The sequence below is a fragment of the Delftia sp. BGA-UO-ETr-SB1 genome, assembly GCF_059567865.1.
This window is the reverse complement of the sequence record NZ_JCAQOW010000004.1, coordinates 258,875-283,361: the sequence shown is the minus strand read 5'-3', so window position 1 is coordinate 283,361 and position 24,487 is coordinate 258,875. Positions and strand designations below refer to the sequence as shown.

Here is a 24,487-nt window from a genome sequence, read left to right as displayed (position 1 = left end):
ACGGCTCCTTGGCATGCCCTGCTGCAAGCCGAGGAATCCGCCAGCAAAAACGGGCTGCATCTCTCCGGGGCTGCAGCCCTTTTCACATGGCGCAGATTGCGCATTCAGCCGACAGCGCGCCGCAAGCCTGCATGGCTATCATCCCGATAGCATTGCGGCCTGCGGCGATTGAAGGCCGCGCCCTTTTCCCGGATTTCCAAAGACTCCCCCGACTGGTTCCTCAAGGCCACGCCATGACACTGCAGACCCCACACGCCACCCCCTCCAGCCAGCGCCCCGATTCGGAGCTGCCACAGGACAGGTTGCGGTGGTCGGCCCTGGCGTGCGCAGCCCTGCTTTCCGCCTGCGCCAGCACCCCGCTGCCGCCATGGCCCACCTCCAAGCCCCAGGCGCCCGCCCCCACCCGGCCGGCCCCGGCCACCCCCGTGGTGCCCCAGGCGACCACGCAGCCCATCGCGCCGGCCAACAACCTGGTCCCCCTGCCCTACAACGCGGCCGTGGCTGCGCGCTTTCCCGATCCAGCCACCCGCTACGACACACCGGGCCTGGCGCCGCAGCGCAACCAGTTCACCACGGCCAGCGAACTGTCTTCCTGGCTGAACAGCCAGGCCAGCAAATCCCTGGGCCGCGACACGCGCCTGGGTATCGTGCAGCCCGGCAGCTCGCAGCGCGGCAGCCCCATCCAGGCCCTGGTGGCCACGCGCGCACCCGGCATTCAGCCGTCGGCGCTCTATGACAGCCGCCGCCCCACGGTCATGCTCGTGGCCGGCCAGCACGGCGACGAACCTGCGGGCACGGAGGCCTTGCTCATCATCGCCCGCGAGCTCGCTCCCGGCGGCCTGCTGGAGCCGCTGCTGCAGCAGATCAACGTGATCCTCGTGCCGCGCGCCAACCCCGACGCCGTGGAAGCCGGCACGCGCAATGCAGCCGATGGCACCGACATCGCCCATGACCACCTGCTCCTGAACACGCCGGAGGCCAAGGCCCTGGCCACGCTGGCGCGCGACTACCGCCCCGTCGCCGTGGTGGACCTGCAGGAATTCCCCGCCGCCAGCGTCTTCCTGCAGAAGTACCAGGCCATACAGCGCTACGACGCCCTGCTGCAGTACTCGGCCACGGCCAACCAGAATGAATTCGTGACCAAGGCTGCGCGCGAGTGGTACACGGCGCCGCTGCGCACCGCGCTGTCGCAGGCCGGGCTGAGCAGCGACTGGTACTACACCACCAGCCAGGATCTGCAGGACAAGTCCATCTCCATGGGCAGCCTCGCGCCCGATTCGCTGCGCAACGTCAGCGGGCTCAAGAACTCGGTGGGCTACCTGGTCAGCAGCCGCGGCTCGGACCTGGGCCGCGCCCACATCCAGCGGCGCGTGCACACCCTGGTCACCGCGTCCACACGCATGCTGCATTCCAGTGCCGAGCGCGCCAAGGACCTCACCCAGGTGCAGGCCTTCGTGGCGCGCGAGACCGCCTCCCTTGCCTGCCACCAGCAACTGGCCGTACTGGCCGAGCAGACCCCCGAGCAGCGCACCCTCACCATGATCCAGCCCGATACGGGCGCCGACCAGCAGGTGCGCGTGGACTGGAACGCTTCGCTGCAGCCGCGCACCACGCTGTCGCGCCCGCGCTCCTGCGGCTACTGGCTGTCCGCCAGCGCCCAGCCCGCCGTGGACAGGCTGCGGCTGCTGGGCCTGCAGGTGCTCAAGGTGGCCGAGCCCGGCCAGCTGCTGGCCGACTCGTACAACGAAGCCCGCTCGGCCACGCCCACCAGCGGCGCCTATGCGCTCACGCGCGGCGCCGTCGAAGCGCCCGTGGGCAGCTACTACCTGACGATGAACCAGCCCATGGCCAATCTTGCCGCTGCAGCGCTGGAGCCCGACACGCCCTACAGCTACCTTGCACGCGGCCTGGTGCCCACGATGACCGACATGGCGCGCGTGATGGCACCTCCTTCGGTGGTTTTCGAGGAAGAAGACGACGCCGAATGACGGCAAGGGCGCCAGGGCACGCCGCCAAGCCCTGAGCGCCCACCCATTGCGGGTATGATCCGCGCTGGCCCGTCAGCGGCCATACCTGCCCGTAGCTCAACCGGATAGAGCAATTGCCTTCTAAGCAATAGGTCGGGGGTTCGAGTCCCTCCGGGCAGGCCATCCTGGCATCCCAAGAAATCCCAATACGTCCAAAGAAGTCCAAGGGCCCGCACTGGTCTCGGGCTTCAGGTACCCCTAGCTTTCGATATCGTCCAACGGCGCCCGGGTGGCGCCATACACGCTTGACGTGATGCCGTCCGGAGTGGGTTCGACGTGCCTGACTACGTGCCTGACGAACGGCAAGCACCGGGACATTGCCGTGCTCTACGGGCAGGATCGATGGCGCACAAGAGCTGTCTCCTGGCGTCCGCTCGGCGCAGATGCAACACGACGGCCGCGTGATCGCACGGTCCCGATTGATTGAAAATCTGGTCGCTCTGGAAAAGCAGCTTCCGGAGGTGGAAGGCATCAAGGCACCCGGCCGGATCATTCATCTGTCAGCGATGAAGATGGAGCTCCGGGTGGTAGCCAGTCGGCTTGCCGGCAGCTCAGTCTTCGTCCAGCGCCTCAAACCGCTCTGCCAGAAAATCCAGCAGCGCCCGCACGGCCGGCAGCAGCCCGCGCCGTGAGGCGAACACCGCATGGATGATCTCGCGCCGTGGCGCCCAGCCCGGGATGACGTGGAACAGTTCACCGCGCGCGATCTGCTCGCGCACCATCATCGAGGGCAGTTGCACCACGCCCACCCCCGCCAAGGCCGCCGCGCGCAGCGCCAGCATGCCGCGCGTGACCAGGCGCGGCCGGTGGCGGATGGCCACCTGCGTGCCGTCCGGGCCGATCAGGTGCCACACATGCTCGTGCTGCGGCAGGCCCAGGTCCATGCTCGGCAGGCCTGCCAGATCGGCGGGCACCTGGGGGATGCCGCCTGTCAACAGTCGCGGGCAGGCCACCAGGCATTGCCCGCGCTCGGCGAGCATGCGCATCACCAGGTCGCTGTCTTCCAGCGGCGGCGGGCGCACGCGGATGGCAACGTCGATTCCTTCGCCCACCACGTCCACGCGGCGGTTGGTTTCCTCGAGGTGGATCTCCACGCGCGGATACGCGGCCATGAAGGCCGCTAGCATGTCGGCGATGCGCGCATCGAGCAGCGCCACCGGGCAGGTCATGCGCACGATGCCGCGCGGCTCGGCGTGGGTCAGCGCGATGGCCTCGTCGGCGGCGTCGGCCTCCACCAGCATCGCCTTGCAGTGGCCGTAGTAGGTCTGGCCGGTCTCGGTGACGGCAAATCGCCGCGTGGAGCGCTGGATCAGGCGCGTGCCGAGACGCTCCTCCAGCTGCGCGATGCGCCGGCTCAGCTTGGATTTGGGCATCCCCAGCGCGCGGCCCGCGGGCGCAAAGCCGCCGTGGTCCACCACCTGCACGTAGTAGTAGAGGTCGTTCAGGTCTTTCATTGCACACCGCCTTCATCGTTCCTCAGATAGGACTCTGATGGCAAATATTAACGACTACCGCGTTCATCGTTCAAATCCTATTCTCTATCCGTCAGCCAAGACCTTTGTCTGGGCGACCCAAGGAGATTCACCATGACCAAGCCCTACGTCCGCCTGGACAAGGACAACGCCGCCGTGCTGCTGGTAGACCACCAGACCGGCCTGCTGTCCCTTGTACGCGACATCGACCCGGACAAGTTCAAGAACAACGTGCTGGCGCTGGCCGACATCGCCAGCTATTTCAAGCTGCCCACCATCCTGACGACCAGCTTCGAGAACGGCCCCAACGGACCGCTGGTGCCGGAGCTCAAGAGCCAGTTTCCCCAGGCGCCCTACATCGCCCGGCCCGGCAACATCAACGCCTGGGACAACGAGGACTTCGTCAAGGCCGTGAAGGCCACGGGCAAGAAGCAACTCATCATCGCCGGCGTGGTGACCGAGGTGTGCGTGGCCTTTCCCGCACTGTCGGCCATCGAGGAAGGCTTCGACGTCTTCGTGATCACTGACGCCTCCGGTACCTTCAACCCCATCACCCGCGATGCGGCGTGGAATCGCATGTCGCAGGCCGGCGTGCAACTGATGAGCTGGTTCGGCGCTGCCTGCGAACTGCACCGCGACTGGCGCAACGACGTGCAGGGGCTGGGCACTCTGTTTTCCAACCACATCCCCGACTACCGCAACCTGATCACGAGCCACACCATGCTCACCCAGGGCAATTGAGGAGAAGACCGTGAGCACACCCCAAACCATCGCCAACTTCAACGGCGCCCGCCCGGTCATCGATCCCGACAATGTGGCGATGCTGCTGATCGACCATCAAAGCGGCCTGTTCCAGACCATCAAGGACATGCCCTTCACCGAGGTGCGTGCCAATGCCACCACACTCGCCAAGGTAGCGACACTGGCGAAGATCCCGGTCATCACCACCGCATCGGTGCCGCAGGGTCCGAACGGCCCCTTGATCCCCGAGATCCACCAGTACGCCCCGCATGCCCGGTACGTTGCGCGCAAGGGCGAGATCAACGCCTGGGACAACCCGGAGTTCGTCGCTGCCGTCAAGGCCACTGGGCGCAGGCAGCTCATCATCGCGGGGACGATCACCAGCGTTTGCATGGCCTTCCCCAGCATCGCCGCAGTGCACGAGGGCTACCAGGTCTTCGCGGTGATCGACGCCTCGGGGACCTACTCGAAAATGGCGCAGGAGATCACGCTGGCGCGCATCGTGCAGGCTGGTGTCGTGCCGATGGACACGGCGGCGGTGTGCTCGGAGGTGCAAAAGACCTGGAACCGTGAGGACGCGTTGCAGTGGGCGCAGGCCTACAGCGCAGTCTTCCCGCCTTACCAGTTGCTGATCGAAAGCTACTCCAAGGCGCAGGAAGTGGCCAGGAACGGTGAGCAGCTGGATTCGCAACGCACCTGACTGCGGTAGCACGGCACGGGTACGAGGCCGCTTGCCCAAGGTGTCGGCGGCCATGGTGGAATTTGTGGATGAGGCGCAGGACTGAGGCCCCGGCCCCGGTGGCGCTCAGCGCCAGCAGTCTCCCACCGTTCCCAAGGGCGAGATGCCCTTCACGCCCAGGGCGTTCAGGGTGTAGTCGCCGCAGCGCCTGTCCGATGCCTGGCGGCCTGTGCGCGTGGCCTTGAGCGTGTAGCCGCCGTCATTGGCGGCCGTGGCCATCGTCAGGGTGTAGTGGCCGTTCTCGGACTTGTCCCCCCAGGGCAGTCTGAGGTTGGCGACGGAGCTTGTGTAGCCGCCGTTCTGCGCCCGCCAGCGCTCCTGCCGGGCGGCGGCCTCGCCCAGCAGGCTTTGCGCCTCCACGCGCCGCGATCGCAGCACGTATTCCTGGTAGGAGGGGTAGGCGATCGCCGAAAGGATGGCGACCACGGCCACCGTGATCATCAGCTCGATCAGCGTGAATCCATGTAGCTTGCTGCGCACGCATTTCTCCTTGGAGGCCCGCAGGGCCAGCCAGACGGCCGGGGCCGGCAGGCCCCTGTGTGTAGTGGATGGCATGGCGGTCACGGGTTCGCTGGCTGGCGGCGCCAGCTCTGTCGCCCCCGGTCCACTCCGCTGTTGATATCGTCGCCCCCGGTCTTGACTGGGTCTCCCGCCCCGCTTGGCTTTCCGCTGGAGTCGAAGATCTTCGCGCCGCTGATGGTGGGCCTGCCCGGCCCCACCTCGCGGCCGTTGACCTGCTGGCCTGCCAGGTTGTCGGAGGCGTTGAAGATGCCGTCGCCGTTCACATCGAAGGCGACATAGTCGGTCTTGCCCCCGGTGTCGGGATCGATGGCGTAGATCGTGCTGGCCAGGCCTGCGGAGCAGGGGTCGCCCAGCGGCGGCCGGATGGAGGTGAACACCAGTCCCCGCCCGTACAGGCTCATGTCGTAGACCAGTCTTTCTCCGTCGCGCGGCAGATCGACGTACCAGCCCCAGCTGTGCACATTGGAGTCGGCGGTGCTGGTGGCGTCCTTGTACCAGGTGACCGGGTTGGCCGACAGGGCGAACTTGCCCGGAAAGCCGCTCACCTGGGTGAACTGCTGGGCCTGCAGATCCCCGCGCCCCTTGCCGGCGGTAGGCAGCGGCTGCGGCGCAGTCGTGGCGGGTGTGCCGTAGCGATCCCAGACGCCGAACACCGATTGCCGGCGCATGTCCAGCTTGTCGTCATCCGTCATGAAGCGGCCCGTGCCGAAGGCCACCACATCGCCCTTGCCGCTGGAGTGCCGCACCACGTAGGGTGCGGTGGTGATGGACAGCCGCTTGCCGCCGCTGCGTTCGGACTCGCGTGCCACAAAGAACAGTTGCGCATTCCATGAGCCGCTGGCACCACTGGCCAGGTCCACGCGCCATACATTGCCCGCAAGATCACCGGCATAGGCCAGGTCCACCTTGCCATCGCCGTTGTTGTCCACCACGGCGGCACGCGACAGGCCGTTCTTCGGCGCAGGCAGCGCGTTCAGCTCCGCAGCCGTCATGCCTGCCGCGAAATCAAAGCGCCGGATGACCTCGCCACTGGAGACATCCAGCACAAACAGGCTGGACTCGCCGGAGGCGCTGTTCGACGCCTGGTAGCCATTGGACAGGAACACCACCCACCTGCCCTTGGACCGGCCGGCGTCGTTGAGCCGCGCAACGACAGGCGCGGGCATCGAGTAACCCATGCGTTCGTCCTGTTCAACCCCGAACTCCCACAGCAACCGGGGGGAGGTGGGGTCCGTGACGTCCAGCGCGAAGACCTGCCGCCCGCCCGCGCCCAGGCTGCCGACCAGCACCCTGTGCCAGGCGTTGCCGAAGTAGACATCCGAGACCACGGGCGTCCCGTCCACGAAGTAGCGGTGGGGAGCGCCGCCCGTGCCATACCGGGACGCCAGGACATTGAGCGAATCCTTCACGCCCGATGGAATGAAGGCGAACTCCTCCTTGCCCGATGCCGCATCGAAGGCGTGCAGCATGCCGTCGTTGGCGCCCACATACAGCATCTCCTTGGCAGCCTGTTTCGCGGCAAAGGCGGCATAGGTGGTGCTGCCCTCCAGCTTGTCCGCAGCGGAGGCGCGGTACAGGCCGCCCTTGACCCGCACCAGCGAGGAATTGACGATATCGCCCAGCACATTGGGCTTTCCGCTGTCCAGGGGCTTGCGCACGCGCAAGTCATCGCGCACCTCGCCACGCAGGAACTCGATGCGCTTTTTTGCCTGGCCATCGGCGGAGTTCGTGGCCGGGTCCGTGTTGAGCACGGCCAGCCAGGACGCATCGGAGCGCTGCCCGCTGAGACTGGAGTACGTGAAAGGGCTCAGCGACACGGCACTGCCGGTCCTGCTGGGATAGTAGATCTTGCGGTCATCGGCGGACCGCGCCGACAGGAGTTCCGCCGCGCTCCAGACCAGCGTTCTGTCGCTGGTAGTGAGCTTCTCGCGGATGACATCGCCGCTCCAGTACTGGACCTCGAACGTGGTCCGGTACAGGTCGGCGCCTTCGCCCAGTGTCGCAGTGGGCATGTCCACGCTGACCGCCGTCACGGAACTGATGCTCTGCAGGATGTCGTTGAACGCCTTGGTCAATTGGTCCTTGAGCGTGCCGGCATTGGTCACCAGAAAATAGTTGTCCGGATCTCCCGTGATCTTGGAGGGGTCGCGGTCCGGCACACCGTACTTGGCGGCATACCACAGCGGCCCCTTCAGGAAGCTGCCCGCGTCGGTCGCATTGCCGGGAGTGAAGCTGCGGGTGGCCGTGAGCCCCAGGTTCGTGCATTCCGTGCGCTGCTGGGCCGAGATGCTGCCCCGGCAGTAGCCCGGATCGCGATTGGGTGGCGTGTTGTAGGCGTAGTAGGCCGAGGCCGTATCCTTGTCACGCACCTCCAGGTACATGCCGTCCTTGGTGGTGCCCGAGATCACATAGCCCATGTGCTGTCCCAGGCCGCCAGCGGCGTATTCGGACACCATGTCGATCTTCACCTTGCCATCGGCCTGCAGCGCGACCGTGTAGCGCGCGATGGCGTCCATGTCATGGTCGGCGCCCTGCTCCACGTCCTCGTAGTTGATGCGGAACTCCGCATAGGGCCGCCCGCCATTGACCGAGGCATCGATGTCCGCCTTGCCCGTGTTGGCAATGTTGACCACGTAGTAGTCGACGATCTGGTTGGTCGGCGTGAAGACCGCATTGTTCACGGTGCTGCCACCGGCACTGCCGGAGACGGTCTTGGCAAACGGCGCAATGGTCACAAAGCGTTTGCCGCCGATCGGAAAGCGTATTTCCGGCAGCGGTGACGCAATGGCCACGGAGTAGGTCCTCAGCGCATTCTTGCCCTGGCTGTTGCCGAAGATGGCATTCCTGGCGCCGAAACGGGCCACACCGGCGGCATAGTAGGTGCCTTCCTTGCTGGGCTCCTCGGGAGACAGGCCGCGCGCCCAGGACAGGTCTGCAATGGTCTTGACCGAAGGAGCCTGGTCGGCATTGGCCGACGTTGACTGGCCGATGAAGAAGTTCTTCCCGTCTATGCGCTCGGCCGAGCCGATGGCCGCCACCTCGTCAGAGACATTGAAGCCATTGAGGGCGCTGGCGCCGACGCTCGCGTAGCGGCTGCCGGGCAGCTTGCCGTCGTAGGAGGGATTGATGTCGCTGAGCACCGTCATGACGGGACGGGAGCAGTACTGGTAGCCGCCCCCGCCTTCGGCCTTGGCCTTGTAGGGCGTTTCCCAGGCGGGCTTGGACAGGCCCAGGGACGCGTCCTTGGAGGAGCCGCCGGCGTAGTCATAGATGCCGAGGGCCTGGGACGCGCCGCCGAAATAGCGCATGGTCTCGAACATCATTTCGCTGATGGGATTGCCCCACATGGCGCACTTTGAAGGCTTGTCCAGCGAACTGATGGGGCCGGACGTGATCCAGCCGCATTCCACGTATTTGCCGCCGGTGTAGCCGATCAGGCGCTGGCGGTCTATGTTGGCGACCACGCCATTGACACCCGTCCTGAACTGGCCCGTCTGAGGGTCGACCTCCTCTGCGAAATTGCTGATATTGCGGCGCAGCACGCCGCCGGCGATGTTTTTCTCGTACGAGCCTGTGAGCAGGCCGAAGTACATCTTCCCGTTCTCTCCGAAGTCGTGCAGCAGCCCCGTGGGCTTGTAGATGGTCTTGCCGCCGTTGGGATAGGCCTTGCAGCTGGCCTCGAGCAACTGGACATTGCTGCTGGAGCAGGCCTCCACAAGCAGGTTGTAGTCGGTGATCCTGCTGGTGCCTCGCGCGCACGAATTGCCGCCTGCACAGTTGCTCTGCCCTGCAAAGCCCTCCTGGGACACCCAATCCCAGATCTGGAACGAGGAGTCATTGAGCACGCGCAACTGGGTGATGACGCCAGCGGCCTCCCCCAGCGTGGTGACGGCAAACAGATGGCGCGTGCCGGACGCCGGCTGGCGCAGCGGCGCATAGTCCGAAATGCTGTAGACCCCGAGATCCCGCGCAGGGTCATAGGCCTTGCCCCAGCTGTGCGCATCCCTGGGAATGTAGGCGGTCTGCAAAACGGTGCGCGAAGCCGTGTCCTCCGCACGCATGCCGCCATAGAGCACGCGGCGTATGGCGTCCATGCGCGATGTGCCCAGATAGTTCAGGAAGTCGCCACTCCAGTTGTTCGAGCACTTTTTCCTGTTGCTTCCGGTCGCTGCCTGCGAGGGCACGAAAACACCCTTGGAATAGCTGTAGCAGACGTTGTTGTTGAAGTAGCCGTAGTAGTCGATCTGGTCCGGCTTGTATCCGACATCGATCACACCGTCGCCGTTGAGGTCGGAGGCATCGTTGTAGGCCTCGTAGTACAGCTTGTGGTCACGCCCCATCACCAGCATGTTCAAGGGCGCCAGCGCCTGGTTCACGAACAGCGGCATCTGGGACAGCACGGTGTCCGCGCGCCCCTGGGCATGCGCCGGCGTACTGGCCAGTGCCAGTGCGCACGTCCACAGCGCCAGGGCCGGCCACGCGAGTGCCCGGCCCTGGCGCGCCCTCGGGCCATGCATGGTTTTCCAACTTGCAATGCGAGCCATTGAAGCTCCCTCCCCCTGCTTACTTTATGAACATGTTGACGCTGGACCGCAGGCACAGCGCATCCGCTCCGCAGGCCTGAGCCTGCGACTTTTCCGTGGCCTGGGCATTGACCTCATAGAAGTCCGTGCAGCCGGTGGCGGGTGCATCCAGCGCGGACGTCGCACTACCCGACTTGGGACAGGCGGTCGTGATGTATCGGGGATACCAGTACCCATCGGGCTTCTGAAACCCGGCCGCCTTGGCCTTGGTCGTCCGAAAATCCGTACCGAGCCCGATGGAGTCCGTACGCACATCGGACACCGAGCAGGGAATGCCGCTGCCCTCGGCCACCGGAGTGCCGGCGCCATTGCAGGGCTTGAGCGCGACGGCATGCTCCAGCAGCTTGCGCTCGCCTTCTCGCAGCGTGCCATCCGCGGTTTCATACAGCCGCTGGCTATCCACCATGTTGGCGGCGATGCGCGCCTCCAGCGTGGCCACGCGCATGCCGACCACCGCCAGCAACAACACCAGCAGCAGCATGATCATGGACACCAGCAAGGCATTGCCGCGCTGGCGCCCGTCCAGGACACAGGACATGCAGCGGCGGCTCCGGGCTCCGATCAGCGCGGTCATGGCATCAGATTCCTCAGGGTGAGCGTGCCGGTGGCCAGTTGCAGCAGGGCGCCGGCATTCGCATCGCATCGGGCCGCGGCGCCGCCCAGTTGCGCCCAACGCTCGCAGACGGTGGAGGCCATGCCCTGCGTCACCTTGCCGGAGCTTTCCAGCAAGAGGGCAAGGCGCAGGGAACGGATGGCTTCCTGCTGCCCGGGCAACGTGGCCGCGAAGGCATCGACCCGACGTATCGCGCCGGGCGCTGTCTGCCGATCGATGCCGAACTCGAAATGCACCGCCCGCACGCCATCGGCAAGCGGCACAACCTCCTGCGCAGCCCGGCAGACCAGCACACCACTTTCAACGGTGTATTTCTCCGCGAACATGCCGGTCGCCGGCGCCGGAGCGTCATAGGGGCCGGCGGCTCCCAGGTTCGCGGGCGTGCCCGCACAATCGGTTTCCGCAGCGTCCCGGGGCTGGAAGCGAAGGCAGATGCTCTGCGCGTCAGCCGCGTAGAGCGCCTGTCCCTGGGCGAACTGGCAGCCGTTGGGATGGGGCGAGGAATCGGCAGGAAATGCGTCGAACATCGCCTGCGAAGGGTCTCTTCTGTAGCCTGCCTTGGAAAACTCGGAGTCCAGCACGGCCAATGCCAGCCGGCTGTTGCCGAGGTTCTCGCTCTGCCCCACGCGAAAACCGAAGCTCGACAGCCCCTGCATGTAGATGGTGGTGGCAATCAGCACGAGGAACAGGCCGATGGCCAGCGCCACCAGAATCTCCACCAGGGACAGGCCCGCCTGGGAGGGCATGCGCATGCGGCACGCCCGTGCGCCCGGCCCGCGCTCAAAGCCGCGACCGCAGCGTGAATGTGCAAAATTCATTGTCGCTTCCATCCAGACATTGGCCTTTCTTGACCGGCCAGGCCACCGTCACGGACACCAGGCCATCGGCATCGGCGCTCACGGCGAAGGAGCTGTCGATGCGGTCCGCGGTGAGATCGGGCACCAGCTTGCGGGCCCGGTCGCCCCAGCAGGCCAGGCGCTGCGCCCGCGGCTGCGGCAAAGGCTGGCAGGCCGCAAGGGCCGCGGGCATCGCGGCCCCCTGCAGCTTCTGATAGCCGGCCAGTTCCTCCACGGGCGCACCCTTCGCGTCCAGGACCGTGGCCGTATCCCCCCGCAGGGTCTCCAGCAGTTCGGAAGCCAGCATGGATGCCATCTGGCGCCGCTCGGTATCCACGGTGTATTCAATGGCACGCACATGGATGCGCACGGCGCCCAGCAGCCCCACGGCCACCAGCAGCACGGCGACGAGTACCTCGATAAGGCCTGCGCCGCGTTGCCTGCGAGAAGAAAAAGGAATGGACATGTTGCAGACCCGTTGCACGCGCATCAGCAACTGCCGCCGGCAGGCAGCCGCTGCTGGCGCACAAGCCCGGCGCGAGTCACTCTCAGGCAGTGCATGCGCGTGGCATGGCGAGCCGTGACGGTCAGCGTGTACAGCGTGCTGGCGCCGGAGAACTGCCTGGCGGTCCCCGTGGTTTCGAACAGGACGCCCTGGGAAGAATCACCGGAGGGCGACACGGTCACGGCATCAGGCACCCGGGCCTCGCGCACCAGTTGCCCTCCCGACTTGGCGGACCATGTCTGCCCCGCACCCACGAAGCTGCTTTCCACCCGTTTGTAGACCGCTTCGGAGCGAGCCAGCTGCAGCAACGACTGCAACTCGAGCGCAGCCGAGCTGACGCGCTGGTTGGCTATTTGGACGATGAAGGAAGGAGCGGCCAGAGCGGCCAGAATCGCGACCAGCGCCACCACAACCATCATCTCGATGAGGGTGAAGCCACGGGGCCGTTGCCACCTGCCGCCTGGACAGCCGTTGCGCGTGTAACCGGGATTTTTCATGCAAGCGTGCTTCTCGTTGGCGGGGGACCATGCGACAGGCCTGCAAGCCCTGCGCCATTGCTCTTGATTGATGTTTGCAATCGTAATTCAATAGCAATGCAAAACACCTATTGACACAGGTCATAGGACAAATATAGGACTTGTCTTATAAAAACCTGCGCAGAGCGCAACACCCCATCCAGCAAGCCCGGCCCGCCGTCCGCGCACGCAAGCTCGGCGGAACGGCCGGCGCAACGGGCATGGCCACGGTGGCGATACGGCAGATCGCGAAGTCAGGCAGGCAGGCCTCGCATCAAGCGCCTGAAAATCCACGGCAGCATGAGTGGCCGCAATCCAGCCGCAGCGCGATTGGCCATGCGAATATCCCGTCTGCTTCCAGCCCGAGGAAGAAAAAGTTTTCGCCCAAAGCAAAAATCCCCAGTGCATTTCTGCACTGGGGATTTTCTTGTTTGGGGTGGCTGATGGGGCTCGAACCCACGACAACAGGAATCACAATCCTGGACTCTACCAACTGAGCTACAGCCACCGTTGAAGCATTCGATTATATGCCAAAAACCAGCAGACAAATGCTTTGGAACAGGCGTTGCGTGACGGATCGGGAGCAGCAGGAACAAAGGCGCATCGGGGGACGCGGGCAACGGGCAGGATGCCGCCATCCTCCATGCAGCCGCAGCCGGCAGGAGCCTTGCCCGGCGTCCCTGGAGCTTTCGGGGGCAACCAGTCCCCCTGCCGCCCAAAGCAAAAATCCCCAGAGCATTTTTGCTCTGGGGATCTTTTTATTTGGGGTGGCTGATGGGGCTCGAACCCACGACAACAGGAATCACAATCCTGGACTCTACCAACTGAGCTACAGCCACCGTAGAAGAACGCTATTCTATTCCAAAAAACCGCTTGATTTCTGAAATTTCTGTTTTGCTAGAAATTTCTCTCATCAGGGGCGCGGGACCTTGATCTGCACCTTGAGCTGTTTCTTGAGAAGCTCGTAGTATGCCATAGCTTCTGCGACGGCAGAGCTTCGCAGGAAGTCCTGCTTCTGCGCGGCAGCAGCCTGTGCATCATCGGCCGGGCGCTCGACGATGCGGTTGATCTTGACCACGGCATAGCCTTGGGCACCCATGTCGACACCCGTCCAGGCAGGCAGCTGAGCGGTCGGTGCGCGCAGGGCGGCATCCACCACTTCGCGCGACAGGCCTTCGGGCTGGTCACGGCTGATCACCTTGGCGGCAGGCAGTTGCGCCGCATCAGGCTTGGCCTTCCATGCTGCAAGCTTGGCCTCGCCATCGGACTTGGCCAGTTCGGCGGACTTTTGCGCCACGTACAGGGTGCGCAGCTTGTCGCCCACCTCGGCCATGGGCAGCGTGCGGGCAGGCGTGTACTCCACCACGCGGCCGGCCACCAGTTGGCTGGAACCCAGCTCCACTGCGTCGGTGTTGCGCTTGTTGTTCAGCGAGTCGCTGGAGAACAGCGCCTCCAGGAAGCGGGGGTTGGCCAGGGGACCCTTGACGTTGGGGCCGGGCTGGCGCGTCACATGGTCTGCCTTTTGCACGGTGAGCTTGAACTTCTCGGCCACGGGCTGCAAGCTGTCCGACTGCTCGTAGACCGCATTGGAGAAGCCTTCCGCCAGTTCGGCGAACTTGCGCTGGGCCTGCTGCTGCTTGAGTTCGGCTTCCAGCTTGGGACGCATCTGCTCGAAGCTCGGCGCCTTGGGCTTCTTGATGTCCACCAGCGAGATGATGTGGTAGCCGAAGTCGCTGTGCACCACGTCGCTGATGTCGCCGACCTTCATGCCGAAGGCTGCGTCCTCGAAGGGCTTGACCATGGCACCGCGGCCGAAGTAGCCCAGATCGCCACCCGATGCAGCGGAGCCACCGTCCTGCGAATTGGCCTTGGCCAGTTCGGCGAAGCGCTTGGGGTCCTTGCGCAGCTCGGCCAGCAGTTCTTCGGCCTTGGCCTTGGCTTTTTCCTGCTCGGCGGCAGGCGCATCCTTGCTTGCATTGATCAGGATGTGGCTGGCACGGCGCTCTTCGGGGCCGGCCAGGCGCTCGGCGTTCTGGTTGTAGTAGGAACGCACATCGTCTTCGCTCAGCGTGATGCCGGCCTCAATGCTGGGAACGTCCAGCAGCAGGTATTCCACCTTGGCCTGCTCCGATTGCTGGAACTGGCTGGTGTGGGCATCGTAGTAGGCCTTGAGGTCTGCCTCGGTGGGCTGGACCTTGCTGGCGTAGGCGCTGGCTTCAAAGCGGGCCACCTGCACTTCGCGGCGCTGGTACAGCGCATCGATGGCCTGCTTGACCTGGGTGTCGGTCGCAAAGGCCGTACCCGTCACGCCACCCATCACCTGGTTCATGGACAGTTCGCGGCGCAGGTTGGCCTCGAAGCCTTCGGGCGTCAGGCCCTGCGATCCGACCAGGGCGCGATAGGCCTCGGCATCCATCGAGCCATCAGGCTTCTTGAGCGCGGCAATCGCGGGGATCTCCTGCAGCGTGCGCACCAGTTGCGCATCGGATGCGGCCAGGTGCATCTTCTGCACGGCAGCGGCCAGCACCTGGTCACGCACCATCTTCTCCAGCGTGGCGTAGCGCGCCTGCGGAGAGTCCAGCAGCTTGGGGTCGATGTTGGGGTTCTCGGCGCGCAGGCGATCACTCTCCATGCGGTGCGCGTTCTCCCAGTCGGCCTGCTTGATCTCATGACCATCGACACGTGCGACGATGACGCTGGACTCTGTGAAGTAGTTCTGGTTCACACCCACGAAGATGAACGAGGGAATGATCAGCAAGAACAACAAGATCATCACGAACTTGGAATGCTTGCGGATGGATTCGAACATGGTCTGTCGTCTTTCAATGGCAGAAATAGAAAAGGCGAACTTTCGTTCGCCTTTTGTTCTTGGTGGGTGCTGACGGGGTCGAACCGCCGACCTACGCCTTGTAAGGGCGCCGCTCTACCAACTGAGCTAAGCACCCCACCTTGACTGGTGTCAGTTCAGGGCATCTTTCAATGCCTTGCCCGGACGGAACTTTGGAACCTTGGCGGCCTTGATCTTGATGGTTTCGCCGGTGCGGGGGTTGCGGCCCGTACGAGCAGCGCGCTTACCAACGGCGAATGTGCCAAAACCAACGAGCGACACTGTACCACCCTTTTTGAGGGTTTTCTTCACAGCCTCAATCGTGGAATCCAGTGCACGAGCAGCCGCAGCCTTGGAGATGTCGGCGTTGTTAGCGATGTGCTCAATCAGTTCGGTTTTATTCACAAGATGCCTCTGGAGAAATAAGTGAATGGGATGTCTCTGCGGCCACCAACTTGGCTCGGCCAGAAACCCGGCGCGACGGATACGGAATCTGGCTTGCCGTTCGACGCCTGCCTCGGGGCAGACATCGGTGAATTAAAGCCATCGACCTTCCAGGTGTCAATGCACGCTGCGCATCGCAGCGACAGGGGACGATTCTATGCGGTTTTGGCGCCAGCTTTGGCTTTGCGGCCGGTTTTTTGCGCCCGGCGCAGGCTAGCGGCTTCACGAATTGACAAGGGTTGACAATGGACTTGTCCGCTGCAGGCCTTGCCAGTGCTGCAATGCGCCTCACCGCTTCGCATCCACGACGCCGCAGCGGCTGCCCTGCCTGATTCAAATGCTTCCAAAAAAGTAGCAACGCCAGACAGTTTGACGTGTCTGGCGCAGAATCCCGGGAACGGCCAGAAAGGCCCTCAGTGCGTGACCCGCGCGCGGATCTCGGGCAGGGCTTTTTGCAGGTAGTACACCATCGACCAGACGGTGAGCACCGCCGCCACCCAGATCAGCACCTGGCCCCAGACGCCGGTGTCGATCATGCCGAACACACGGCCGTCGTACAGCAGGAAGGGGATGGCCACCATCTGCGCCGTGGTCTTGAGCTTGCCGAGCATGTGGACGGCCACGCTCTTGCCCGCGCCCAGGTGCGCCATCCACTCGCGCAGGGCCGAGATGGCGATCTCGCGGCCGATGATGATCAGGGCCACGAACACATCGGTGCGCTGCAGGTGCACCAGCACCAGCAGCGACGCGCAGACCAGGAACTTGTCGGCCACCGGGTCGAGGAAGGCGCCGAAGGCCGATGTCTGGTTGAGCTTGCGCGCCAGGTAGCCGTCGAGCCAGTCGGTGGCTGCGAAGACGATGAACATGACCGTGGCGACCAGGTTGCGGGTCGCCACATCGAACGGCGCGTAGAACACCCCGACGATCAGCGGAATCGCGACGATCCGCGTACAGGTCATCAAGGTGGGGATTGTGAGAAACATGGCCGCCATTGTGTCACGTACCTTGGTGTTTGAGGTTCTGTTTCAAGGCCCGCGGTGCAGCCTGCGGGACGGTCATTTCAATGCAATGCACGGTAGATATCTTCAGCCAGCGCGGCCGAGATGCCGTCCACGCTGCACAGGTCCTCGACGGTGGCTTCGGACACGCCGCGCACGCCGCCAAAGCGCTGCAGCAGGCGCGCGCGCTTCTTGGGGCCCACGCCCGGAATCTCCTCGAGCTTGCCGCCGCCCACCCGCACCTTGGCACGCGCCGCGCGCATGCCGGTGATGGCGAAGCGGTGGGCCTCGTCGCGGATCTGGGCCACCAGCATCAGCGCGGCCGAGTCGTAGCCCAGGTAGATCTTCTCGCGCCCGTCGGCAAAGACCAGCTCTTCCAGGCCGACCTTGCGCCCCTCGCCCTTTTCCACGCCCACGATGCGCGAGACATCGAGGCCCAGCTGCTCGAAGACTTCGCGCGCCATGCTGACCTGGCCCTTGCCGCCGTCGACCAGCACCAGGTCCGGCAGTTGCGGCTGCTTGCCCGTGAGCTCGGCACCGCCCGCCTCCCTTTGCGCCTCGGCCACGCGGCTGTAGCGGCGCGTCAGCACCTGGCGCATGGCGGCATAGTCGTCGCCGCCCGTGATGCCTTCGATGTTGAAACGCCGGTATTCGCTGCTTTGCATCTTGTGGTGATGGAAGACCACACAGGAAGCCTGCGTGGCCTCGCCCGCCGTGTGCGAGATGTCGAAGCATTCGATGGTGAGTTCATCCAGGTTCTCGCAGGCCAGGTCCAGCGCCTCGACCAGCGCGCGCGTGCGCGCCTGCTGCGAGCCTTCTTCGGCCAGCAGGCGGGCCATCTGGATGTCGGCGTTCTTTTGCGCCATCTCCAGCCAGATGCGCCGCTGCTCGCGCGGTTGCTGCACGGCGGTGATGCGCACGCCGCCTTGCTCGCTCAGCAGGGCCAGCAGCTTCTTGTCCACCGGATGGCTGACGATGAGCACGGGCGGCACGGCCACGCCGGTGTAGTGCTGGGCGATGAAGGCCTCCAGCACGATGTCCTCAACCGGGCGCGCGGATTCGGCAAGATTGGCCTCTTCCTCGCCGGCGTAGACCGAGGCGGCATCGCCCAGGTTGGCGGGAAAGTACGGCCGGTCGCCCAGGTGGCGGCCGCCGCGCACCATGGCCAGGTTCACGCAGGCGCGGCCGCCCTGCACCTTCACGGCGAGGATGTCCACGTCGCGGTCGTCGGCGGTTTCTATGACCTGCTGGTGCAGCACGCGCGACAGCGCCGTCATCTGGTTGCGTACCTCGGCGGCCTGCTCGTATTCCATGCGCCCGGCGTGCTCCATCATGCGGGCCTCCAGCTGGCGCAGCAGTTCCTGGGTTTCGCCGCGCAGCATGGCCTCGGCATTGCGCACATCCAGCGCATAGGCTTCGGGCGAGATCAGATCCACGCAAGGGCCGCTGCAGCGCTTGATCTGGTAGAGCAGGCAGGGGCGCGAGCGGTTGGCAAAGACCGTGTCCTCGCAGGTGCGCAGCCGGAAGACCTTCTGCAGCAGCTGGATGCTTTCCTTGACGGCCCAGGCGTTGGGATAGGGACCGAAGTAGCGGTGGCGCTTGTCCACGGCACCACGGTAGTAGGCCATGCGCGCGAAGCGCTGGTGGGCAGGCTCGCCAGCCTGGCCGTCGCGCGCGGCCACGCCGGTGATCTTCAGGTAGGGATAGCTCTTGTCGTCCCTAAACAGGATGTTGTACTTGGGGTGCTGCGTCTTGATGAGGTTGTTTTCGAGCAGCAGGGCCTCGGCCTCGGAGCGCACCACCGTGGTCTCCATGCGGGCGATCTTGCCCACCATGTGGCCTATGCGCGTGCCGCCATGGTTCTTGGTGAAGTAGCTGGAGACCCGGCGCTTGAGGTTGATGGCCTTGCCCACGTACAGCAGGCCGCCTGCCGCGTCGAAATAGCGGTAGACGCCGGGCAGGCCCGGCAGCGCTGCCACCTGGGCCAGCAGTTCATCGGAATGGGGTTCGGACATGCGCCTATTGTGGCCGCTGCCCGGGCCCGCCGCAGCGGGCCTGCGGGCCCTCGGGCTCTTACTCGGCCTCGATCTTCGAGGACTTGACCACCTGGGCCCAGTTGGACCACTCGGTCTTGACCATGGCGCCCAGCTGCTGCGGGTTCATGTAGTCCGCCGTGGCGCCCTGCTCCTGTGCCTTTTGCTTGAAGGCCGGGTTCTCCACCACCTTCTTGAGGTCGGCCGTGAGCTTGTCGATCACGGGCTTGGGCGTGGCGGCGGGCGCGAACACGGCAAACCAGGAGGTGGCGTTGACGCCCGCATAGCCGGCCTCGGCCGTGGTGGGCGCGTCAGGCAGGCTGGGCAGGCGCTGCGTGCCGGTGACGGCCAGCACGCGCAGCTTGCCGCTTTGCACGTGGGGCATGAAGGGCGGCGCCGTGCCGAAGGTCAGGTCCACCTGGCCGCCCAGCAGGTCCTGCAGCGCGGGGCCGGTGCCCTTGTAGGGGACGTGGACCATCTTGATGCCGGCCTGCTGCTCCAGCATGGCGCCCGTCACGTGCTGAAGCGAGCCATTGCCCGACGAGGCGTAGTTCAGCTTGCCGGGGTTGGCCTTGGCATAGGCCACGAGCTCGGCCAGCGTCTTCACGGGCAGCTCGGACCGCACCACGATGATCTGCGGCGCCGACAGCACATTGGCCACGGGCTGGAAGTCGCCCTGCTCCCAGATGCGGGCCTTGGTCAGGTGGGGCGAGATGACGTGGTAGCCCGAGTACTGCATGAGCAGGGTGTAGCCATCGGCCTCGGCACGCTTGACCAGGCTGGCTGCGATGGAGCCGTTGCCGCCGCCCTTGTTGTCCACCACCACCGACTGGCCGATGACGGGCGCCAGCGCCTGGGCCGCCATGCGCGCCGCCAGGTCGGTGGTGCCGCCGGCTGCGGCCGGCACGATCATGGTGATGGTCTTGGCGGGGTAGCCGCCCTGGGCCAGCGCGGCTGTGCCGCCCAGGCCCAGTCCTGCGATGGCCATGGCCACGGCTGCGATCTGTCTGCGTTGAATCTTCTTCATCTTTGTCTCCTTGGTTTGCTCGGTTCTTGTGAATGAGAATGCGCGCCGGCCTCAGCCCTTGGCCAAGGCCCGTTCGCGGATGGCTGCAAAGTCGGCTGGCGGCTGGTGCAGGTCCAGCCGCGCGCCGGCCTTGGCGATCTGGCTGGCCGTGTCATGGCCGATCAGCGCGGGAAGGCTGCGCGCGGCCGCGACGATCTGCGCCAGGTCCACGCCGGTGTCGTAGCCCATGAGCTGCAGCGCGTGGACGATGTCCTCGGTGCAGGCATTGCCCGATGCGCCGGGCGCGTAGGGGCAGCCGCCCAGGCCGCCGATGGAGGCATCGAAGCGGTCGCCGCCCGCCTCGATCGAGGCCAGCACATTGCCCAGGGCCATGCCGCGTGTGTTGTGGAAGTGCAGGGTCAGTCCCAACTGCGGCCAGCGCTGCCGGAAGGCGGCCACCATGTCACGCACCTGGGTCGGGAAGGCCATGCCCGTGGTGTCGCACAGCGTGATGCCCTGCACGCCCAGGTCGGCAAAGCGCTGCACCCAGTCGAAGACTTCCTGCTGCGGCACATCGCCCTCCATGGGGCAGCCAAAGCAGCACGACAGCGAGACGTTGACCGGCACGCCCGCCTGCTGCGCCGTGGCCACGACCTGCGCCAGCGCCGCGAACGACTGGCTGCGCTGCATGCGCAGGTTGCACAGGTTGTGGGTTTCGCTGACCGACATGACGAGGTTGAGCTCGTCCGTGCGCGCCTCGATGGCGCGCTCGGCGCCGCGGGCATTGGGCACCAGGGCCGTGTAGATGGTGCCGGGCCGGCGTTCTATCTCACGCATGACGATCTCGCCATCGCGCAGCGCGGGAATGGCCGTGGGCGAGACAAAGGCCGTGACCTCGATCTTGGACAGGCCAGCCTGCGACAGCGCATTGACCAGGGCAATCTTGTCCTCGGTGGGGACAAAGGCCTGCTCCATCTGCAGCCCGTCGCGCGTGCCGACCTCGTTGAAGAAAACGCGGCGGCCCGCGCCCTGCCAGACATCCGTGGGGTGGACGGCATTCATTGGATCACTCCCTTGCTGCGCAGCAGCGCAATCTGTTGGGCCGTGAGGCCGGCCTCGGCCAGCACGGCATCGGTGTCATCGCCCACATGGGGCGCACTGCTGCGCACCGTGCCGGGCGTGAGCGAGAGCTTGGGGACGATGCCCGGCACCTCGATGTCGTCGCCGTCGCGCGTGTGCTGGCTGAGGATCATGTCGCGGGCGCGGTAGTGCGGGTCCTCGGCAATGTCCTTGGCCGTGTAGACCTTGCCGGCCGGCACGCGCGCGGCGGCCAGCTGGTCCATCACGGCCTGCACGCTCTGCGAGCGCGTCCAGCCGCCGATGACGGCGTCGATCTCGGCGATGCGCGCAACGCGGCCCGCGTTGTCGGCCAGCTGCGGATCGTCGGCCAGGTCCTGGCGGCCGATGGTGGCCATCAGGCGCTTGAAGATGGAGTCGCCATTGCCGGCCACCAGCACCCACCCGTCCTGGCAAGGATAGGCGTTGGACGGCGCAATGCCCGGCAGCGCGCTGCCCGCCGCCTCGCGCACGGCACCAAAGGCGCTGTATTCGGGCAGCAGGCTTTCCATGACGTTGAACACGGCCTCGTGCAGGGCAACGTCGATGACCTGGCCGGCACCGCCGTTCACCTTGCGGTGGTACAGGGCCATCATCACGCCGATCACGCCATGCAGCGCGGCCAGCGTGTCGCCAATCGAGACGCCCACGCGCACCGGCACGCGGCCCGGCTCGGCCGTCAGGTGGCGCAGGCCGCCCATGGCCTCGCCGATCACGCCAAAGCCCGGCAGGTCGCGGTAAGGGCCGGTCTGGCCGTAGCCCGAGATGCGCAGGATGACCAGGCCGGGGTTGAGCGCATGGAGCTCTTCGGGCGACATGCCCCAGCCTTCCAGCGTGCCGGGGCGGAAGTTCTCGACCAGCACATCGGCCTCGGCGATCAGGCGCCGCGCGATGTCCTGGCCCTCCTGCTGGCGCAGGTCCAGCGCCACCGAGCGCTTGTTGCGCGACTGCACCTGCCACCAGACCGAGGTGCCGTTCTTGATCAGGCGCCAGTTGCGCAGCGGATCGCCCGCGCCCGGCGCCTCGATCTTGACCACGTCGGCGCCGAACTCGCCCAGCGTCTTGCCGCAGAACGGCCCTGCAATCAATTGCCCCATCTCGACCACGCGCACGCCATTGAGCGCGCCGGGTGTGGGTGCCTGCCTTGTCTGTTGTGTCATGGGTTAGCGCTTCCTCTTTGTCTCCTGCGGCCAGCCTCCGATGGCATTGCCGCGGCGCCGATCTTGCCGCCGTCCGCGCCGGCCGCAAAACGCTCAAGCGCGACGCTGCCATCGCAAACCGGCATGGCAGAACCCAGCCGGGCGGGGCCGGGAGATAATCGCCACCCCATGAAACTTGACCCGATTTCGCTGCGCCTGTTCGTGGCCGTGATGGAGGAAAGCGCCATCGCACGCGCCGCCGCACGCGAACACATCGCCCCCTCGGCCGCCAGCCGGCGGCTGGCCGAGCTGGAAAGCCAGCTGCAGGTGGAGCTGTTCACCCGCAGCAACCGCGGCAGCGTGCCCACGGCCGCAGCCTATGCACTGCTGAACATGGCGCGCGGCGTGCTCAACGACCTGGACGGCATCGGCGAGCAGATGCGCGAGTACGGCAGTGGCCTGCGCGGCCATGTGCGTGTGATGGCCAACATCTCGGCCATCACCCAGTTCCTGCCCTCCCAGCTGCAGCGCTTCCTGGACCAGCAACCGCATGTGGACGTGCGCCTGCAGGAGCGCGTGAGCAGCGACATCGCGCGCGCCGTGGCGGACAACGAGGCCGACATCGGCATCCTCAACCAGGGCAGCTACGGAGAGAAGATCCGCCTGCGCCCCTACCGGCGCGATCGCCTCATCGTCATCGTGCCCCAGGGCCATGCGCTGGTACGGCGGCGCTCGCTGCGGCTGGCCCAGGTGCTGGACCATGACCTGGTGGGCATGCACGCCGGCAGCGCGCTCAACCACCAGATCACGCGCGCCGCGGCCGACCTGGGCCTGCAGCCCCGGCTGCGCATGAAGGTCACGGGCTATGACGCGCTGTGCCTGATGGTGGCCTCGGGCCTGGGCGTCGGCATCCTGCCCGAAGGCAGCGCACGCCTGTACCTGGGCGCCCTGCCGCTGCGCTGCATTGCGCTGGACGAGCCCTGGGCCGAGCGCCAGCTGATGCTGTGCGTGCGCTCGCAAGAGGCACTGCCGCCTGTGGCGCAGTTGCTGGTCGAACACCTGTGCGAACCCTGATTCCCATGCTTGCCTTCAACCCCATCCCCCCGGCCCCTCTGCCAGAGCAGGCCGCTGCGCTGACCTGGGACATCTTCTGCCAGGTCATAGACAACTTTGGCGACATCGGCGTGTGCTGGCGCGCGGCGGCCGACCTGGCTTCACGCGGCCAGCGCGTGCGGCTGTGGATGGACGACGCCAGCGCCCTGGCCTGGATGGCTCCCCGGCCCCACCCGGCCGGGCTCAGCGTGCACGGCTGGCCCACGCAGGCGCAGGATGTCCCGCAGGCCGTGGGCGATGTGGTCATCGAGGCCTTCGGCTGCGAGATCCCGCCGCCCTTCCTGGCAGCCATCGCGCGCCGGGCACCGCTGTGGATCAACCTCGAATACCTGTCGGCAGAGGACTATGTGGAGCGCTGCCACCGCCTGCCCTCGCCGCTGATGTCGGGGCCGGCTGCGGGGTTGACGCGCTGGTTCTTCTACCCGGGCTTCACGGCCGCCACGGGCGGCCTGCTGCGCGAGCCGGACCTGGCCGCGCGCCAGGCAGCTTTTGCTTCCGAGGGCCGGCAGGCCTGGCGCACACGCCACGGCATAGGCACCGGCGATTGCGCTATCTCTCTGTTCTGCTACGAGCCCCCTGCCCTGCCGCAATGGCTGGCCGAGCTGCATTCAGCCCCCCCGGTCCCGCAGGCCACGCATTTGCTGGTGACCCCGGGGCGCGCAGCCGCCGCCGTGCAACAGGCCATGGCCAGCGTGCCCGCCACGGAACAAGGCGCGGTGACCCGGCATGCGCTGCAGCCCTGCCCTCAACCTCAGTTCGATGAAATGCTCTGGGCCTGCGACCTGAACCTGGTGCGTGGCGAGGATTCGCTGGTACGCGCACTGTGGGCGGGCCAGCCGCTGGTCTGGCACATCTATCCCCAGCACGACGACGCCCATCACGACAAGCTCGACGCCTTTCTTGACTGGCTGCAGGCACCAGCCAGCCTGCGCGCCTTCCACCATGCCTGGAACGGCATGGCACCGGCAAGCACCCTGCCCGCAATCACGCCCGCGCTGCTGCAGCAATGGCAGGAATGCGTGCAGGCGGCACGCTCGCGGCTGCTGCAACAGACCCCATTGATTGAGCAGCTACAAGCTTTCGTGACCGAAAAAAGCTAGAATGCACGTTTTGCCTCCCTGGAGGCGCCGCTGCGGGCGACCGCCAGCCGGCCGCCATCGACCAACCAGGGTTGCACCCGCCGCGGAACTGCGGCAGGCGCACCGTCCCAGCGACTTCGCTTGCCTGCCCTGTTGAGCGGCTCAACCTCAGCCAAGCA

General features: G+C 65.9%; 19 protein-coding genes and 4 tRNA genes. 6 read left to right on the top strand and 17 right to left on the bottom strand.

Going from position 1 to position 24,487, the window contains the following annotated elements; all coding sequences use genetic code 11:
* Positions 1-233: 233 nt before the first annotated feature.
* Together AC57B5_RS01840 and AC57B5_RS01835 are read left to right on the top strand one after the other, a co-directional pair.
* Positions 234-1,988, top strand: a complete 1,755-nt coding sequence (locus AC57B5_RS01840; protein ID WP_496398580.1) for a M14 family metallopeptidase — start codon at positions 234-236, stop codon at positions 1,986-1,988.
* Positions 1,989-2,073: 85 nt separating this feature from the next.
* Positions 2,074-2,150, top strand: a tRNA-Arg gene (locus AC57B5_RS01835).
* 428 nt (positions 2,151-2,578) lie between these two features.
* Here the strand turns inward: AC57B5_RS01835 and AC57B5_RS01830 are convergent.
* Entirely contained in the window at positions 2,579-3,481 is a 903-nt protein-coding gene (locus AC57B5_RS01830; protein ID WP_496398579.1) for a LysR family transcriptional regulator, read from the bottom strand.
* Positions 3,482-3,613: 132 nt separating this feature from the next.
* Here AC57B5_RS01830 and ycaC point away from each other — a divergent pair, with 132 nt between their 5' ends.
* Complete coding sequence (gene ycaC / locus AC57B5_RS01825) at positions 3,614-4,240, top strand: isochorismate family cysteine hydrolase YcaC (RefSeq protein WP_034392043.1); 627 nt, start codon at positions 3,614-3,616, stop codon at positions 4,238-4,240.
* A gap of 10 nt (positions 4,241-4,250) precedes the next feature.
* Complete coding sequence (locus AC57B5_RS01820) at positions 4,251-4,940, top strand: hydrolase (RefSeq protein WP_013803115.1); 690 nt, start codon at positions 4,251-4,253, stop codon at positions 4,938-4,940.
* Positions 4,941-5,045: 105 nt separating this feature from the next.
* Here the strand turns inward: AC57B5_RS01820 and AC57B5_RS01815 are convergent, their stop codons facing one another.
* The 16 genes from AC57B5_RS01815 to AC57B5_RS01740 form a co-directional block, all read right to left on the bottom strand.
* Positions 5,046-5,534, bottom strand: coding sequence for a type IV pilin protein (locus tag AC57B5_RS01815; protein ID WP_496398578.1), 489 nt, complete (start codon positions 5,532-5,534; stop codon positions 5,046-5,048).
* A gap of 5 nt (positions 5,535-5,539) precedes the next feature.
* The gene (locus AC57B5_RS01810; protein WP_496398577.1) at positions 5,540-10,018 is read right to left on the bottom strand and encodes a pilus assembly protein; all 4,479 of its coding nucleotides are present in this window, start codon (positions 10,016-10,018) and stop codon (positions 5,540-5,542) included.
* A gap of 46 nt (positions 10,019-10,064) precedes the next feature.
* The gene (locus tag AC57B5_RS01805) at positions 10,065-10,658 is read right to left on the bottom strand and encodes a pilus assembly PilX family protein (RefSeq protein ID WP_496398576.1); all 594 of its coding nucleotides are present in this window, start codon (positions 10,656-10,658) and stop codon (positions 10,065-10,067) included.
* The gene (locus AC57B5_RS01800; protein ID WP_047468784.1) at positions 10,655-11,449 is read right to left on the bottom strand and encodes a prepilin-type N-terminal cleavage/methylation domain-containing protein; all 795 of its coding nucleotides are present in this window, start codon (positions 11,447-11,449) and stop codon (positions 10,655-10,657) included. Before AC57B5_RS01800 ends, AC57B5_RS01805 begins: the two co-directional genes overlap by 4 nt.
* Before the next feature lie 28 nt (positions 11,450-11,477).
* The gene (pilV, locus tag AC57B5_RS01795; RefSeq protein WP_496398575.1) at positions 11,478-11,999 is read right to left on the bottom strand and encodes a type IV pilus modification protein PilV; all 522 of its coding nucleotides are present in this window, start codon (positions 11,997-11,999) and stop codon (positions 11,478-11,480) included.
* A 23-nt stretch (positions 12,000-12,022) separates the two neighbouring features.
* Positions 12,023-12,535 (bottom strand): GspH/FimT family pseudopilin, encoded by a 513-nt coding sequence (locus AC57B5_RS01790; protein WP_065346276.1) that lies wholly within the window; start codon positions 12,533-12,535, stop codon positions 12,023-12,025.
* 450 nt (positions 12,536-12,985) lie between these two features.
* A tRNA-His gene (locus AC57B5_RS01785) sits at positions 12,986-13,061 on the bottom strand.
* Positions 13,062-13,316: 255 nt separating this feature from the next.
* Positions 13,317-13,392: transfer RNA gene (locus AC57B5_RS01780), tRNA-His, on the bottom strand.
* 74 nt (positions 13,393-13,466) lie between these two features.
* The gene (locus AC57B5_RS01775; protein ID WP_496398574.1) at positions 13,467-15,362 is read right to left on the bottom strand and encodes a SurA N-terminal domain-containing protein; all 1,896 of its coding nucleotides are present in this window, start codon (positions 15,360-15,362) and stop codon (positions 13,467-13,469) included.
* Positions 15,363-15,422: 60 nt separating this feature from the next.
* Positions 15,423-15,498: transfer RNA gene (locus tag AC57B5_RS01770), tRNA-Val, on the bottom strand.
* A 14-nt stretch (positions 15,499-15,512) separates the two neighbouring features.
* The gene (locus AC57B5_RS01765; RefSeq protein ID WP_012204727.1) at positions 15,513-15,785 is read right to left on the bottom strand and encodes an HU family DNA-binding protein; all 273 of its coding nucleotides are present in this window, start codon (positions 15,783-15,785) and stop codon (positions 15,513-15,515) included.
* A gap of 452 nt (positions 15,786-16,237) precedes the next feature.
* Positions 16,238-16,807, bottom strand: a complete 570-nt coding sequence (pgsA, locus tag AC57B5_RS01760; RefSeq protein ID WP_026062576.1) for a CDP-diacylglycerol--glycerol-3-phosphate 3-phosphatidyltransferase — start codon at positions 16,805-16,807, stop codon at positions 16,238-16,240.
* Between the two features lie 77 nt (positions 16,808-16,884).
* On the bottom strand, positions 16,885-18,837 hold the full coding sequence (gene uvrC / locus AC57B5_RS01755; protein ID WP_034391951.1) for an excinuclease ABC subunit UvrC: 1,953 nt from the start codon (positions 18,835-18,837) through the stop codon (positions 16,885-16,887).
* Between the two features lie 58 nt (positions 18,838-18,895).
* A complete protein-coding gene (locus AC57B5_RS01750; protein WP_034391950.1) occupies positions 18,896-19,882 on the bottom strand; it encodes a Bug family tripartite tricarboxylate transporter substrate binding protein in 987 nt (328 codons plus the stop codon).
* 51 nt (positions 19,883-19,933) lie between these two features.
* Positions 19,934-20,923 carry a hydroxymethylglutaryl-CoA lyase gene (locus AC57B5_RS01745; RefSeq protein WP_496398573.1) on the bottom strand — a complete coding sequence of 330 codons (990 nt, stop codon included), beginning with the start codon at positions 20,921-20,923 and terminating at the stop codon, positions 19,934-19,936.
* Entirely contained in the window at positions 20,920-22,137 is a 1,218-nt protein-coding gene (locus tag AC57B5_RS01740) for a CaiB/BaiF CoA transferase family protein (protein WP_013803127.1), read from the bottom strand. The genes AC57B5_RS01745 and AC57B5_RS01740 overlap by 4 nt, the downstream gene beginning before the upstream one ends.
* A gap of 168 nt (positions 22,138-22,305) precedes the next feature.
* On the opposite strand from AC57B5_RS01740, the gene AC57B5_RS01735 reads away from it, so the two are divergent.
* Both AC57B5_RS01735 and earP read left to right on the top strand, forming a co-directional pair.
* Positions 22,306-23,190, top strand: a complete 885-nt coding sequence (locus AC57B5_RS01735) for a LysR family transcriptional regulator (protein WP_496398572.1) — start codon at positions 22,306-22,308, stop codon at positions 23,188-23,190.
* A 5-nt stretch (positions 23,191-23,195) separates the two neighbouring features.
* Positions 23,196-24,329, top strand: a complete 1,134-nt coding sequence (gene earP, locus AC57B5_RS01730) for an elongation factor P maturation arginine rhamnosyltransferase EarP (protein ID WP_496398571.1) — start codon at positions 23,196-23,198, stop codon at positions 24,327-24,329.
* Positions 24,330-24,487 lie beyond the last annotated feature (158 nt).